Below are 13,443 nucleotides of genomic sequence, written 5' to 3' on the forward strand. Positions count from 1 at the left end.
TCCCTACCCCGGATGCTCCAGATCGTCGGCGTCCTCGCCCTCCGCCTCCAGCGCGCGGCGGACCACGCGCAGGGCCATGCCCTCCGGGTACCCCTTGCGGGCGAGCATCCCGGCGAGGCGCCGGATCCGCTTATCGCGCTCCAGGCCCCGGGTCGCGCGGAGCTTGCGCTCCACTAGCTCCCGGGCGGTCTGCTCCTCCTGGTCGGAGTCGAGCTGCTCCAGGGCCTCTTGCACCAGGGTGGCGTGTACCCCCTTGGTCCGGAGTTCCTGTGCGAGCGCCCGGCGGGCCAGGCCCCGGCCGCGGTGCCGGGACTCGACCCAGGCCCCGGCGAAGGCGGCGTCGTCGATCAGGCCCACCTCCTCGTACCGGGAGAGGACCTGCTGCGACACCTCCTCGGGGATGCCCCGCTTGTCCAGGGCGTCCGCGAGCTGGCGCCGGGTGCGCGGGCTCCCCGTGAGCAGGCGCAGACAGATCGCCCGCGCCTGCTCCTCGGGACTCTGGGGCGGCAGTTCCTGGCGGCCTTCACGGCCGCCGCGGTCCCTGCCGCCCCTTTCCTGCTCCCGCACGGGTCAGCTCTTGGCCACGGCGGCCTTGGCCGTCGTCTTTGCCTTCGACGCGGGCGCGGGGACGGCGGCGGCGGTGGCGTCGGCCGCCGCAGCACCGGCCTCGGCGGTCTCGGTGTCCTTGCGGACCCCCACGCCCAGCTTCTCCTTGATCTTCCGCTCGATCTCGTCGGAGAGGGCGGGGTTGTCGCAGAGGAACTTCCGCGCGTTCTCCTTGCCCTGGCCGAGCTGGTCGCCCTCGTACGTGTACCAGGCGCCGGCCTTGCGCACGAAGCCGTGCTCCACGCCCATGTCGATCAGACCGCCCTCGCGGCTGATCCCGTGGCCGTAGAGGATGTCGAACTCGGCCTGCTTGAACGGCGGCGCGACCTTGTTCTTGACGACCTTGACGCGGGTGCGGTTGCCGACCGCGTCCGTGCCGTCCTTGAGGGTCTCGATGCGGCGGATGTCCAGACGCACGGAGGCGTAGAACTTCAGCGCGCGGCCACCGGTCGTGGTCTCCGGCGAGCCGAACATCACACCGATCTTCTCGCGGAGCTGGTTGATGAAGATCGCGGTGGTCTTCGACTGGTTGAGCGCACCGGTGATCTTCCGGAGCGCCTGGCTCATCAGGCGGGCCTGGAGACCCACGTGCGAGTCACCCATCTCGCCCTCGATCTCGGCGCGCGGCACCAGGGCCGCCACCGAGTCGATGACGATCAGGTCGAGGGCGCCGGAGCGGACGAGCATGTCCACGATCTCCAGCGCCTGCTCGCCGGTGTCCGGCTGGGACAGGATGAGGTTGTCGGTGTCGACGCCGAGGGCCTTCGCGTACTCGGGGTCGAGCGCGTGCTCGGCGTCCACGAAGGCGACGGTGCCGCCGGCCTTCTGTGCGTTGGCCACGGCGTGCAGGGTCAGGGTCGTCTTACCGGAGGACTCCGGCCCGTACACCTCGATCACGCGGCCGCGGGGCAGCCCGCCTACGCCGAGGGCGATGTCCAGCGCGGTCGACCCGGTGGGGATGACCTCGATGGGGTCGTTCGGCTTGTCGCCGAGGCGCATGACCGCACCCTTGCCGAATTGCCGTTCAATCTGTGCGAGCGCGGCGTCGAGAGCCTTCTCGCGGTCGGTGCCTGCCATGGGTTCCACCCGGTTTGCTTGAGTCGATCGCTTCACGCCATTGACGCTAATGCCTGCCACTGACAATGCGCCTCCACGACCGGTTCGGCTGTGGATAACTCATCAGAATGGATGTTCGATTTCCCTGTCAAGCGCACCACGCCGCGCGCCGTCCTGCCACCCTCACCGGCACCCCGCGGTCCGGCACCCCGCACAATCATGGCTCCGGCACGATCTCGAGGGGGATGCACGAAATGCAGGGGATACAACGGACGCAGGGGATGCGGGACACGGCGGGGTACGCGAAGGTCCGGCGTGCGGCGGCCGCCGCACTGATCGGTGCGGCACTGACCGCCGGCACCGCCGGGTGCGGGGCGGGCACGCAGAACAAGGCCACTCCGTCCGCGAGCCAGAGCCACAGCCACGGCCAGACCCAGAGCCCGGGCGGCCCGCCCGGACCGCCCGGACCGCCCGTCGAGCAGCTCAAGGCCTTCGCGCTCGCGCCGGGCGACAAGGCCGGACCGTACGAGGCCACGGAACCGCTGCTGGACGAGCCGATGAGCGAGCTGTACGAGGCCAAGCCCGAGGCGTGCGGACCGCTCACCAGCCTCGGCAAGGCCGGCCACACCGCCCAGGCCTACGCCAAGACCGGGGTTCCCGGCGAGTGGCAGGCCGTCGGAACCGACATCCTGCTGCGCTCCTACAAGGACGGCGGTTCGGCCGCGGCGATGAAGGCCCTGGCCGAGGCGGGCCGGCAGTGCGCCGGCGGCTACACCGAGGACCGCGCGCTCGCCGAGGGGAAGGTCCTCAAGGTGGAGCCGGTCAAGGCGCCCGCGCTGGGCGACGAGGCGCTGGCCTACCGGATCGTGGTGCAGGACGTGAAGGACAAGGGCATCTCGCTGTACAAGTACCTGACGGTGATCCGCTCCGGACCGGTGACGCTCTCCTTCCGGTCCGACGCCATCGACACGAAGGACTTCGGCGGAGTACCGGCGGAGGTGGTCACGGCCCAGTGGGAGAAGTTCGCGAAGGCCTCCGGGGCGGCCTCGTAGCCACAACAGAGTGACAACCACGGGTTGACAGTCGCAAGACTGTCAACCTAGGGTTGCACCCATGACGAACCCTTCCGTGGAACCCGTTCGCATGACCACACCGGTCCGCCTCGACGACCTGATCGAGGCCATCAAGAAGGTCCATCCCGACACCCTGGAGCAGCTCAGCGGCGCCGTCGTCGCCGCCGAGGCCCTGGGCGACGTGGCCGACCACCTCATCGGCCACTTCGTCGACCAGGCCCGCCGCTCCGGCGCCTCCTGGACCGACATCGGCCGCAGCATGGGCGTCACCCGCCAGGCCGCCCAGAAGCGCTTCGTGCCCAAGGCCGACAAGGAGGGCGACGCCGGCCTCGACCCCAACCAGGGCTTCGGCCGGTTCACCCCCCGTGCCCGCAACGTCGTCATGGTCTCGCAGAACGAGGCCCGCGCCGCCGGCAACACCGAGATCCGCACCGAGCACCTGGTCCTCGGCCTGCTCGCCGAGCCCGAGGGCCTCGCGGCGCTCGCGCTGACCGCCCAGGGGGTCGCGGCCGACGCCGTACGTGCCGCGGCGACCGCCACCCTGCCCCCGGCAGCGGCGGACGTCCCCGACCTCATCCCCTTCGACGCCTCCGCCAAGAAGGCCCTGGAGCTCACCTTCCGCGAAGCCCTGCGCCTGGGCCACGGCTACGTGGGCACGGAGCACATCCTCCTCGCGCTCCTGGAGCAGGAGCACGGCGAGGGCCCGCTGACCGGCCTCGGTGTGGACAAGGCCGCCGTCGAGGCCGCCGTCACCGAAGCCTTGGCAGCCGTACTCGGCGGCGAGGCCGGGAAGTAGAGGCGTCCGCGTCCCGCGTCAGCTCGTACTTCTTCACGTACGCGCCGAGGAACGCCTGCAGCGTGGCGACGGCCGGGATCGCGACGAGCGCCCCGACCGCGCCCAGCAGGGCGGTGCCCGCGACGACCGAGCCGAAGGCCACCGCCGGGTGGATGTCGACGGTCTTCGAAGTCAGCTTGGGCTGCAGGACGTAGTTCTCGAACTGCTGGTAGACCACCACGAATCCGAGGACGTACAGCGCGTACCAGGGGTCGACGGTGAAGGCGATCAGAACCGGGAGCGCGCCCGCCAGATAGGTGCCGATGGTGGGGATGAACTGGGAGACCAGCCCCACCCACACGGCGAGGGCGGGCGCGTAGGGCACCCCGAGGATCACCAGCACGATGTAGTGCGCGATGCCGGAGATCAGCGCCATCAGCCCGCGCGAGTAGAGGTACCCGCCCGTCTTGGTGACGGCGATCTCCCAGGCGCGCAGCACCTCGGCCTGCTTAGCGGGCGGCAGTACGGAACACAGCGCGCGCCGCAGCCGCGGCCCGTCGGCGGCGAAGTAGAAGGAGAACAGCCCGATCGTCAGCAGCTTGAAGAGTCCGCCGAGCACGGTGGCGGACACGTCGAGCACGCCGGTCGCGCTGTTCTGCACGTACTTGCGCAGCCAGTCGGAGCGCACCAGGCTGTCCTGGATCTCCAGCCGGGACAGCTCGGTGTGGAACGTCGAGTTGATCGAGTTGATCACCCTGTCGAGGTAGCCCGGGAAGCCCTCCACCATCTCGACGATCTGCCCGGCGAGCATCGAGCCGAGCAGCGCGAGGAAGCCGGCGCCCAGGACGAACACCGCGAGGAACACCAGGAAGGTGGCGAGCCCGCGGCGCATGCCGCGGGCCGCCATCCTCGCCACCGCGGGTTCGACCGCGAGCGCGAGGAAGAACGCGATCAGGATGTTGACGAGCAACCCGATGAGCTGGTGGAAGGCCCAGCTGCCGAGCTGGAAGCAGGCGACGAGGGCCAGTACGAGGACCACGGCGCGCGGCAGCCAGCGCGGCATCCGAGCGTCCGCCCCGGCCGGGGCGCTGCCTGCGGGCGGCATCCCGGGCCCGGCGGGTGCGGCCTGCGCGGCGGGGTCAGCAGGCTGCGGCTGCGTCACCCCGTGGGCATCTGCGGGCTGATCGGTCGTCGTCTCATCACTGGCTGCCACGCCGCCAAGTCTGTCCCACCGGCGGCCCGGACCGCGAAGCGGTGCCCCGTACCCGCCCCTCGCCGGCGGCTTGCTACCGCAGCGAGGCCGGCACGTCCATCGCCGAACACACCGCGCGCCACACGTCCTTGGCTTCCCAGCCGGCGTCCAGCGCCTGGTGGACGGTCCGCCCGCCCAGCTCGGTCATGACGTGGTCCCGCGCGAAGGACTCGGCGTAGCCCGCACCGAAGTGTTCGGCCATCCGCTCCCAGAAAATCGTCAACCGCATGCCTCCAGTATCCCGCCCCGGGAGAGTGCACCGGCCGCGTTCGTCCCTCCCCGCCGCTCCGCCTCGTCCTACGTTGCACGCATGCCTGGAGACGAAGCTTCCCCGCTGACCCCGTTGGCCCGCGCCGAGCGGTTCGTCTGGCTCACGGCGCGGGTGCTGGAGCAGCGGCGGTTCGCATTCCACTTCCTCGGAGGGGACGCCGACCCGGTGGACACCGCCCTCGGCTCCTACCTCAACGGCGACGGCGGCTACGGGCACGCCCTCGATCCGGATCTGCGCGGCCCGCTCAGCCAGCCCCTGCACACCGCGCACGCGCTGCGCGTCCTGGACGGCCTGGGCCGCTGCGCCGGGCAGCGCATCGAGAGGCTGTGCCGCCACCTGACCGTGGTCTCCACCCCGGAGGGCGCCCTTCCGGTGATCTCGCCGGCCCCGGGCGGCTATCCCGTCGCCCCGTACCACCCGATGTACGACGACCCGCCGGGCGAACTGCTGACCACGGGCCCGGTCGTCGGCCTGCTGCACCGCAACCGGGTCTGGCACGCCTGGCTCTTCCGGGCCACGGACTTCTGCTGGGACCGGATCGAGAGCCTGCGCCAGTCGCATCCGTACGAGGTCCAGAGCGCGGTGGCCTTCCTCGACGGCGCCCCCGACCGGGCCCGTGCCGTGGCGGCCGCGGACCGGCTGGGGCGGTTGGTGCGCGAGCGGAACCTCGCGGTGCTGGACCCGTGGCGACGCTCGCAGTACCCGTTGTTCCCCGGCTACGCGCCGGGCGAGCACCTGTTCGCGTACGACTTCGCGCGCCGCCCGGAGTCGCTGGCCCGGAGCTGGTTCACCGACAGGGAGATGGCCCGGGCGCTGGATTTCCTGGCCGCCGAGCAGCAGCCGGACGGCGGCTGGCCGGTGCGCCGGCGGGCCTGGGCGCCGGGCAGCTCGCTGGAGCGGCGGCCGATCGCCACACTGGAGGCGCTGCTGACGCTGCGCGCGTACGGGCGCCTGCCGGCCGGGGTCAGCCGCCCAGGCCCGTACCCCCGCGGTGACGACGACGGCGGCGGCGACCACGAGCAGGAACGGCGCGCGCAGCAGCAGGGCGAGCGCGGCGGCCGCGAGCCCGGCGGCGCGGGCATCGAGCACGAGTGCGCTGCCGGTGCTGAAGGTCTGCTGGGCGGTGAGGGCCGCGAGCAGGGCGACGGGCAGCAGGGCGGCGAGCCGGCGCACGAGCGGCCGTTCCAGGGCCCCTGCGGGGACGAGCAGCCCGGCGAGCTTGACGGCGTAGCAGCCGAGGACGGTCAGTCCGATGGCGATCCAGACGTTCACGAGCGGCGTCCCTTCATCCACAGCACGGCGGGCGCGGCCAGCGCGGCGATCAGCACGGGCACCCCGGCGGGCAGTACGGGCAGGAATCCCAGCCCGAGGACGAGCGCGAGGGCGGCGACGGCCCGCTCGGTGGCGGTCTTGAGCATCGGCGCGAGGAGGGCGAGGAACACGGCGGGCCCGGCGGCGTCCAGCCCCCAGGCGGCGGTGTCGCCGATGGCCTCGGCGCCGAGCGCCCCGAGCAGGGTGGTGAGGTTCCACAGGACGTAGAGGCTGAGCCCGGTGACGGTGAAGCCGAGCCGGGCGGACTTGCGGTCCGGCTGGGCCAGCGCGACGGCAGTGGTCTCGTCGATGACCCAGTGCGCGGCGAAGGGCCGTACGGCGCGCGGCAGCGCGAGCAGCTGCGACAGCCGCAGCCCGTAGAAGGCGTTCCGCGTCCCGAGGAAGAAGGCCCCGGCGGCGGCGGTGAAGGGGTTGCCACCGGCCGCCAGCGCCCCGACCAGGGCGAACTGGGAGGCGCCGGTGAAGACGAGCAGGCTCAGCACGCAGGCCTGCAGCACGCTGATGCCGGCCCCCGCGGCGGTCACCCCGAACGCGAACCCGGACAGCCCGACGGCCACCCCCACCCCGAGTGCGTCGCGCACGACGACGGCGCGCGGCCGCCCCGGCGTCGCCGGGGTCTCCCGTGTTTCTGGCTCTGTGACCATCCGCTGCTCTCCCACGCCCCGAAACTATGCGGGGCCCGGCCGAGCCGTCTTGTACGTTCTTGCGCGCGCCTAGGCCCTGTCCGGGCCGGCAGCCCGTTCCCGCCGGTACGCGCCCGGCGGGACCCCCACGATGCGGGTGAAGTGCCGGTTCAGGTGCGGCTGGTCGGTGAAGCCGACCGCGACGGCCGCCTCCGCCGGCGGGGTGCCCGCGCCGAGCAGCCTGCGCGCCCGCCGGACCCGGGCGTCGGTCAGCCAGGTGTGCGGCGGCATGCCGTACCGCTCCCGGAAGGCCCGCAGCAGGGCGAACGGGCTGGTCCCCAGCTCCGCCGCGAGCTGTTCCAGCGACGGCGGATCGGCCATCCGGTCCTCCAGGACCGCCCGGGCCCGTTCGGCGTCGGCGGCGCCGGCGCGGCGGACCGTACGGGCGGGCAGCGGGCCCGCGTGGCGGCTGAGCATCCGCGCCACCACACCCCGCAGCAGTGTGTCGGCGGCCAGCGCGTTTCCGGCCTCGGCGGCCCGGTGGACCTCGGTGATCACCCGGGAGCCCTGCGCGTCGGCGACCATGTCGGCGGTGAATCCGGGGGTACCGCGCAGCGTGCCGATGTCGGCGGCGACCTCGGTGATCAGGTCGCGGGAGGGGTAGAGGGTGGCGTAGGCCCAGCCCTCGGGCGCCCCGGCCCGCGCGGTGTGCGCCACCTCGGGGTTGATCAGGACCACGCTGCCGGGCCCGGCGCGCACGGTGCCGCCGGGGAGTCCGATCTCCTCGACGCCGCCGGTGACGGCCGCGATGACGTACCCGTCGTGGGCGTGGCGCGGGAAGGTGTGGCGTACGTAGTGGGCGCGCAGCAGATCCAGTCCGGGCAGTTCCGGGTACTGCCAGTGCCGGGCCCATTCCCGGCGCCCCTCGTCCGTCCCCATCTCCCCATTCTGCGCCCAGCCGGTCAGGGGTGTTCCCGCAGGTCCGGCCCGTTGTCAGTGCCGGGGTGCACGATGGGGGCATGTCCGGCTCCGCGCTCGCCTCGTTCTCCCCCGCGACCCGCTCCTGGTTCACGGGGGCCTTCCGTACGCCCACCGCCGCGCAGGAGGGTGCCTGGCGGGCGATCGGGCAGGGCTCCGACGTGCTGGTCGTGGCGCCCACCGGCTCGGGCAAGACGCTGGCCGCCTTCCTGGCCGCCCTGGACCGGCTGGCCTCGGCACCGCCCCCGGCCGAGGCGAGGAAGCGCTGCCGCGTGCTGTACGTGTCGCCGCTGAAGGCCCTGGCCGTGGACGTGGAGCGCAACCTGCGCAGCCCCCTGACGGGGATCCGCCAGGAGTCCGTGCGCCTCGGCCTGCCCGAGCCGGACATCCGGGTCGGGATCCGCTCGGGCGACACCCCGCCCGCCGAGCGCCGGGCTCTGGCCACCCGCCCGCCGGACATCCTCATCACCACGCCCGAGTCGCTGTTCCTGATGCTGACCTCGGCCGCCCGGGACGCGCTGGCCGGGATCGAGACCGTGATCCTGGACGAGGTGCACGCCGTGGCCGGGACCAAGCGCGGCGCCCACCTCGCCCTGTCCCTGGAGCGGCTGGACGAGCTGCTGCCGCGCCCGGCGCGCCGGATCGGGCTGTCGGCGACGGTCCGGCCGGTGGACGAGGTGGCCCGGTACCTCGCGCCGCGCGGCCGGGTGGAGATCGTGCAGCCGCCGTCGGACAAGGAGTTCGACCTGTCGGTGGTCGTCCCGGTGCAGGACATGGGCGAGTTGGGAGGCTCTCCCGCCACCGAGGGCCGGGAGGGCGGGGACAAGCCCTCCATCTGGCCGCATGTGGAGGAGCGGATCGCGGACCTGGTGCAGGCGCACCGCTCCACGATCGTGTTCGCCAACTCCCGCCGCCTCGCCGAGCGGCTGTGCAACCGGCTCAACGAGATCGCGTACGAGCGCGCCATGGGCGAGAAGCTCCCCGAGGGCTCTCCCCCTGCGGAGATCATGGCCCAGTCGGGCGCCGCCCAGGGCGCCCCGCCGCTGCTGGCCCGGGCCCACCACGGGTCCGTCTCCAAGGAGCAGCGGGCCCTGGTGGAGGAGGATCTGAAGGCGGGCCGGCTGCCCGCCGTGGTCGCCACCTCCAGCCTGGAGCTGGGCATCGACATGGGCGCCGTGGACCTGGTGGTGCAGGTGGAGTCCCCGCCGTCGGTGGCCTCCGGCCTCCAGCGGGTGGGGCGTGCCGGGCACCAGGTGGGCGCGGTCTCCACCGGTGTGGTCTTCCCCAAGTACCGGGGCGACCTGGTGCAGGCGGCCGTGGTGACCGAGCGGATGCGCACCGGCTCCATCGAGTCTCTGCGCATCCCGTCGAACCCCCTGGACGTCCTGGCGCAGCAGCTGGTCGCGATGGTCGCGATGGACACCTGGCAGCTGGACGACCTCCTCGCGCTGGTCCGCCGGGCGGCGCCCTTCGCCGCGCTGCCGGAGTCGGCGTTCACCGCGGTGCTGGACATGCTGGCGGGCCGCTATCCCTCGGACGCGTTCGCCGAGCTCAGGCCCCGGGTGGTGTGGGACCGCGTCGCCGGGACGATCACCGGCCGGCCCGGCGCCCAGCGCCTCGCGGTCACCTCCGGCGGCACCATCCCGGACCGCGGTCTCTTCGGCGTCTTCCTCGCCGGATCCGACCCGAAGAAGGGCGGCGGCCGGGTCGGCGAGCTCGACGAGGAGATGGTCTACGAGTCCCGCGTCGGGGACGTGTTCACCCTCGGCACCACCTCCTGGCGGATCGAGGACATCACCCGCGACCGCGTCCTGGTGACACCGGCACCCGGGGTGCCGGGCCGGCTGCCGTTCTGGAAGGGCGACCAGCTGGGCCGCCCGCTCGAACTGGGCCGCGCGGTCGGCGCGTTCCTCCGCGAACTGGGCGGCCTCACCGACGAGGACGCCCGGCTGCGGCTGCTGGCGGCCGGCCTGGACGCGTGGGCCGCGGAAAACGTCCTGGCGTACCTCGCCGAACAGCGCGAGGCCTGCGGTCACGTGCCGGACGACCGGACCATCGTGGTCGAGCGGTTCCGCGACGAGCTCGGCGACTGGCGGGTCGTCGTCCACTCCCCCTTCGGTGCCCAGGTGCACGCCCCGTGGGCGCTGGCGCTGGGCGCCCGCCTCGCCGAGAAGTACGGCATGGACGCGCAGGTCATGCACGCCGACGACGGGATCGTGCTGCGCCTCCCGGACGCCGATCTGCTCTCCATGGACCTGCTGGACCACGACCCCACCGCGCCCGCGCCGTTCGAGTTCGACGACGAACAGGCCCCGCTCGGCGCGGCCGACGTCGCCTTCGACCACGGTGACGTCAACCAGCTCGTGACCGACCAGGTCGGCGGTTCGGCGCTCTTCGCGTCCCGATTCCGCGAGTGCGCGGCCCGCGCCCTGCTGCTGCCGCGGCGCAGTCCGGGCAAGCGCACCCCGCTGTGGCAGCAGCGCCAGCGCGCTTCCCAACTGCTTCAGGTGGCCTCGGAGTTCGGTTCGTTCCCGATCGTGCTGGAAGCCGTACGCGAATGCCTCCAGGACGTCTTCGACGTGCCCGGCCTGACCGAGCTGATGGCGGACATCGAGGCCCGCCGGGTCCGCCTGGTCGAGGTCACCACCCCCGAGCCCTCGCCCTTCGCCCGCTCCCTCCTGTTCGGTTACGTCGCCCAGTTCCTCTACGAGGGCGACTCGCCCCTCGCCGAGCGCAGGGCGGCCGCGCTGTCGCTGGACTCGCGTCTGCTGGCCGAACTGCTGGGCCAGGCGGAGCTGCGCGAACTGCTCGACGCGGAGGTCCTGGGGGAGCTGGAGCGGGAGCTCCAGTGGCTCACCGAGGACCGGCGGGCCAAGGACGCCGAGTCGGTGGCCGACCTGCTGCGCATGCTGGGGCCGCTGACCGATGCCGAGCTGGCCGAGCGCGGGGCGGAGCCCGCCTGGGCACCCGCGCTCTCCTCGGCCCGCCGGGCCATCCGGGTCCGGATCGGCGGCGCGGACCACTGGGCGGCGATCGAGGACGCGGGCCGGCTGCGCGACGCCCTGGGCACGGCGCTCCCGGTCGGTGTCCCGGAGGCGTTCACCGAGCCGGTCAAGGACCCGCTGGGCGATCTCCTGGCCCGGTACGCCCGTACCCACGGGCCGTTCACCACGGTCGCCGTCGCCGCCCGCTTCGGTCTGGGCCCGGCGGTCACCGAGGGTGCCCTGCACCGGCTGGCGGCGGCCGGGAGGGTGGTCGAGGGCGAGTTCCATCCGGCGGGCATCGGCCAGGAGTGGTGCGACGCGACGGTGCTGCGCAGGCTCCGCCGCCGCTCGCTGGCCGCGCTGCGCCAGGAGCTGGAGCCGGTCCCGCCGACCTCGCTGGCCACCTTCCTCCCGCAGTGGCAGCACCTGGGCGGCGCCCTGCGCGGCATCGACGGCCTGGCCCGGGCGGTCGAGCAGCTCCAGGGCGCCCCGGTCCCGGCCTCGGCGCTGGAGCGCCTGATCCTCCCGTCCCGGGTGAGCGGCTATTCCCCCGGCCTGCTGGACGAGCTGACCACGGCGGGCGAGGTGGTCTGGGCGGGCGCCGGAGCCCTCCCGGGCAAGGACGGCTGGATCTCCCTGTACCTGGCGGACGCCGCTCCGCTGCTGCTGCCCCCGCCGCACCCCCTGGAGCTCAGCCCTCTCCACCAGGCGGTCCTGGAGTGCCTCTCGGGCGGATACGGGCTGTTCTTCCGCCAGATCGCCGAGTCGGTCCGGGGCGCGCTTCCCGAGACCTCCGACATCGCGCTCTCGGAGGCGGTGTGGGACCTGGCCTGGTCGGGCCGGCTCACCAACGACACCCTGGGCCCGCTGCGGGCGCTGCTCGGCTCGGGCCGCACGGCCGGCTCGACGGCCCACCGGGCCCGGCGAACGGTGCCGCGCGGGCGGTACGGCACGCTCAGCGCGACCGTGTCCCGTACGGGCCCGCCCACGGTCTCGGGCCGCTGGTCCCTCCTCCCCTCCCAGGCCCCCGACCCGACCCACCGGGCCCACGCCCTGGCCAGGACCCTGCTGGACCGGCACGGGGTGGTGACCCGGGGCGCGGTCGCCGCCGAAGGGGTGGAGGGCGGCTTCAGCGCGGTCTACCGCGTCCTGTCGGCCTTCGAGGACAGCGGCCAGGCCCGCCGGGGCTACGTGGTCGAGGGGCTCGGCGCGGCCCAGTTCGCGATGGACGGCGCGGTGGACCGCCTCCGGGCCGCCGAGCGGACCCCGCCCCCGCTGGCGGCGGTGGTACTGGCCGCCGCCGATCCGGCGAACGCGTACGGGGCGGCCCTGCCCTGGCCGGAGCCCCCGGCCGGGGCCACGCACAAGCCCGGCCGCAAGGCGGGCTCCCTGGTGGTCCTGGTCGACGGCGAGCTCACCCTGTATCTGGAGCGCGGCGGCAAGACCCTCCTCGCCTGGCCGGACTCCGGCGACCCCCGCCTGACGGCGGCCGCCGAGGCCCTCGCCGCCGCCTCCCGTACGGGCACGCTCCCCGCCCTCACGGTGGAACGCATCAACGCCGCGGCCTCCCTGACCTCCCCGCTGGGCCCGGCCCTGGAGGCGGCGGGCTTCCACGCGACGCCCCGCGGCCTGCGCCTGCGCCAGTGATCACCGGACCACCTTGATGCCGAAGCGGGCACCGCCGAGCGCGAACTGGATCGCGCTGTGCATGTGGGAGTACATCTCCATGCCCCGCGAGGAGACGAGCGGACCGAGGTCGAGGATGTCCTGCCAGCCGTAGGACCGCAGCAGGCCGGTCACCTCCGCCTTGGCATCGTCGTGGTCTCCCGCGATGAAGATCGTGTGGTCGCCGCCGCCGACGCTCTGCGGGTCGACGACGGTCTCCTGCTCCTGGGTGACGCACGCCTTGACGACCTTGACCGCGGGCAGGGCCCGCTGGATCCGCTCCCCCAGGCTGTCGTGGTCCACCGGGTCCAGAGCCGGCATCACCCCCCACGGAGTGGGCCAGGGGTGGGCCTGTTCCGGGTTGTAGATGAACGGAACGGCGTAGTCCATCAGAGTCTTGCCGGCCAGCTGTCTGCCGATGCCGCCGAGCACACCCACCGCGCCGGCGCCGTCGATCCCGTTGATGACGAAGTCGGCCGCGGCCGCGGCCTCACCGAAGTGCATGAGCTGGATGCCCGGGTAGTCGGCGAGCCACTGTTCGTACGGCTCGATGCCCATGAAGTCCGGTTCGGTACGGCTGAGCGTGTCCTGCGAGTCCCGGGTCCCCAAGATCACCTCGTGCCCGAGCTCCACCAGCCTGGCCGCGTGCGCGCGTCCGCCCGCACCCGTTCCGAGGACTGCGACCTTCATTGCGACGCTCCGTTCTGGCCGTTCCGGCCGTTCTCGTCGTCCCGGGGGGCCTGTCCGTTCCCCCCGGAGCCTGACCACAGTGACCGAGAAACCGCGCCGCACCCGGCGACACGGCCCGAACCGCCGCGAGCGGATCGC

At 73.4% G+C, this 13,443-nt stretch carries 10 protein-coding genes and 2 pseudogenes; 4 read left to right on the top strand and 8 right to left on the bottom strand.

The features are described from left to right. Positions 1–3: 3 nt before the first annotated feature. Positions 4–567 (bottom strand): recombination regulator RecX, encoded by a 564-nt coding sequence (recX, locus tag OHA89_RS11200; RefSeq protein WP_215142185.1) that lies wholly within the window; start codon positions 565–567, stop codon positions 4–6. 3 nt (positions 568–570) lie between these two features. Further along, positions 571–1,683, bottom strand: coding sequence for a recombinase RecA (gene recA, locus OHA89_RS11205; protein ID WP_215142183.1), 1,113 nt, complete (start codon positions 1,681–1,683; stop codon positions 571–573). A 233-nt stretch (positions 1,684–1,916) separates the two neighbouring features. On the opposite strand from recA, the gene OHA89_RS11210 reads away from it, so the two are divergent. Further along, a complete protein-coding gene (locus OHA89_RS11210) occupies positions 1,917–2,714 on the top strand; it encodes a hypothetical protein (protein WP_406366055.1) in 798 nt (265 codons plus the stop codon). A 61-nt stretch (positions 2,715–2,775) separates the two neighbouring features. Continuing rightward, entirely contained in the window at positions 2,776–3,531 is a 756-nt protein-coding gene (locus OHA89_RS11215) for a Clp protease N-terminal domain-containing protein (RefSeq protein ID WP_266614635.1), read from the top strand. Here the strand turns inward: OHA89_RS11215 and OHA89_RS11220 are convergent. Continuing rightward, entirely contained in the window at positions 3,485–4,573 is a 1,089-nt protein-coding gene (locus tag OHA89_RS11220; protein ID WP_323179959.1) for an AI-2E family transporter, read from the bottom strand. The genes OHA89_RS11215 and OHA89_RS11220 overlap by 47 nt on opposite strands. Positions 4,574–4,796: 223 nt before the next feature. Next, entirely contained in the window at positions 4,797–4,991 is a 195-nt protein-coding gene (locus OHA89_RS11225) for a DUF3046 domain-containing protein (RefSeq protein WP_257553905.1), read from the bottom strand. Positions 4,992–5,072: 81 nt separating this feature from the next. On the opposite strand from OHA89_RS11225, the pseudogene OHA89_RS11230 reads away from it, so the two are divergent. Next, positions 5,073–5,984, top strand: a pseudogene (locus tag OHA89_RS11230) (hypothetical protein); the annotation flags it as partial. Positions 5,985–6,008: 24 nt separating this feature from the next. On the opposite strand, the pseudogene OHA89_RS11235 reads toward OHA89_RS11230, so the two are convergent. The 3 genes and pseudogenes from OHA89_RS11235 to OHA89_RS11245 all read right to left on the bottom strand — a co-directional run. After that, positions 6,009–6,305: pseudogene (locus OHA89_RS11235) on the bottom strand (AzlD domain-containing protein); the annotation flags it as partial. Next, complete coding sequence (locus OHA89_RS11240) at positions 6,302–7,009, bottom strand: AzlC family ABC transporter permease (protein ID WP_266614637.1); 708 nt, start codon at positions 7,007–7,009, stop codon at positions 6,302–6,304. The gene OHA89_RS11240 and the pseudogene OHA89_RS11235, both read right to left, overlap by 4 nt. A gap of 69 nt (positions 7,010–7,078) precedes the next feature. Next, positions 7,079–7,927, bottom strand: a complete 849-nt coding sequence (locus OHA89_RS11245; protein WP_406366057.1) for an AraC family transcriptional regulator — start codon at positions 7,925–7,927, stop codon at positions 7,079–7,081. Positions 7,928–8,007: 80 nt separating this feature from the next. Between OHA89_RS11245 and OHA89_RS11250 the strand changes: the two genes are divergently transcribed. Further along, positions 8,008–12,597: an ATP-dependent helicase gene (locus tag OHA89_RS11250; RefSeq protein WP_266614641.1), complete on the top strand. Its 4,590-nt coding sequence runs from the start codon at positions 8,008–8,010 to the stop codon at positions 12,595–12,597. Here OHA89_RS11250 and OHA89_RS11255 read toward each other — a convergent pair whose 3' ends face one another. Continuing rightward, positions 12,598–13,305, bottom strand: coding sequence for an NADPH-dependent F420 reductase (locus tag OHA89_RS11255; protein ID WP_257553913.1), 708 nt, complete (start codon positions 13,303–13,305; stop codon positions 12,598–12,600). It lies immediately after the preceding gene. Positions 13,306–13,443: the final 138 nt, after the last annotated feature.

The organism is Streptomyces sp. NBC_01546, assembly GCF_045208355.1.
Classification (GTDB): domain Bacteria; phylum Actinomycetota; class Actinomycetes; order Streptomycetales; family Streptomycetaceae; genus Streptomyces.

Bases quoted from the DNA above. Each gene is read 5' to 3' on its own strand.
- recA (WP_215142183.1), bottom strand. From the start codon at position 1,683: ATGGCAGGCACCGACCGCGAGAAGGCTCTCGACGCCGCGCTCGCACAG.
- OHA89_RS11210 (WP_406366055.1), top strand. From the start codon at position 1,917: ATGCAGGGGATACAACGGACGCAGGGGATGCGGGACACGGCGGGGTAC.
- OHA89_RS11215 (WP_266614635.1), top strand. From the start codon at position 2,776: ATGACGAACCCTTCCGTGGAACCCGTTCGCATGACCACACCGGTCCGC.
- OHA89_RS11220 (WP_323179959.1), bottom strand. From the start codon at position 4,573: ATGCCGCGCTGGCTGCCGCGCGCCGTGGTCCTCGTACTGGCCCTCGTC.
- OHA89_RS11225 (WP_257553905.1), bottom strand. From the start codon at position 4,991: ATGCGGTTGACGATTTTCTGGGAGCGGATGGCCGAACACTTCGGTGCG.
- OHA89_RS11240 (WP_266614637.1), bottom strand. From the start codon at position 7,009: ATGGTCACAGAGCCAGAAACACGGGAGACCCCGGCGACGCCGGGGCGG.
- OHA89_RS11245 (WP_406366057.1), bottom strand. From the start codon at position 7,927: ATGGGGACGGACGAGGGGCGCCGGGAATGGGCCCGGCACTGGCAGTAC.
- OHA89_RS11250 (WP_266614641.1), top strand. From the start codon at position 8,008: ATGTCCGGCTCCGCGCTCGCCTCGTTCTCCCCCGCGACCCGCTCCTGG.
- OHA89_RS11255 (WP_257553913.1), bottom strand. From the start codon at position 13,305: ATGAAGGTCGCAGTCCTCGGAACGGGTGCGGGCGGACGCGCGCACGCG.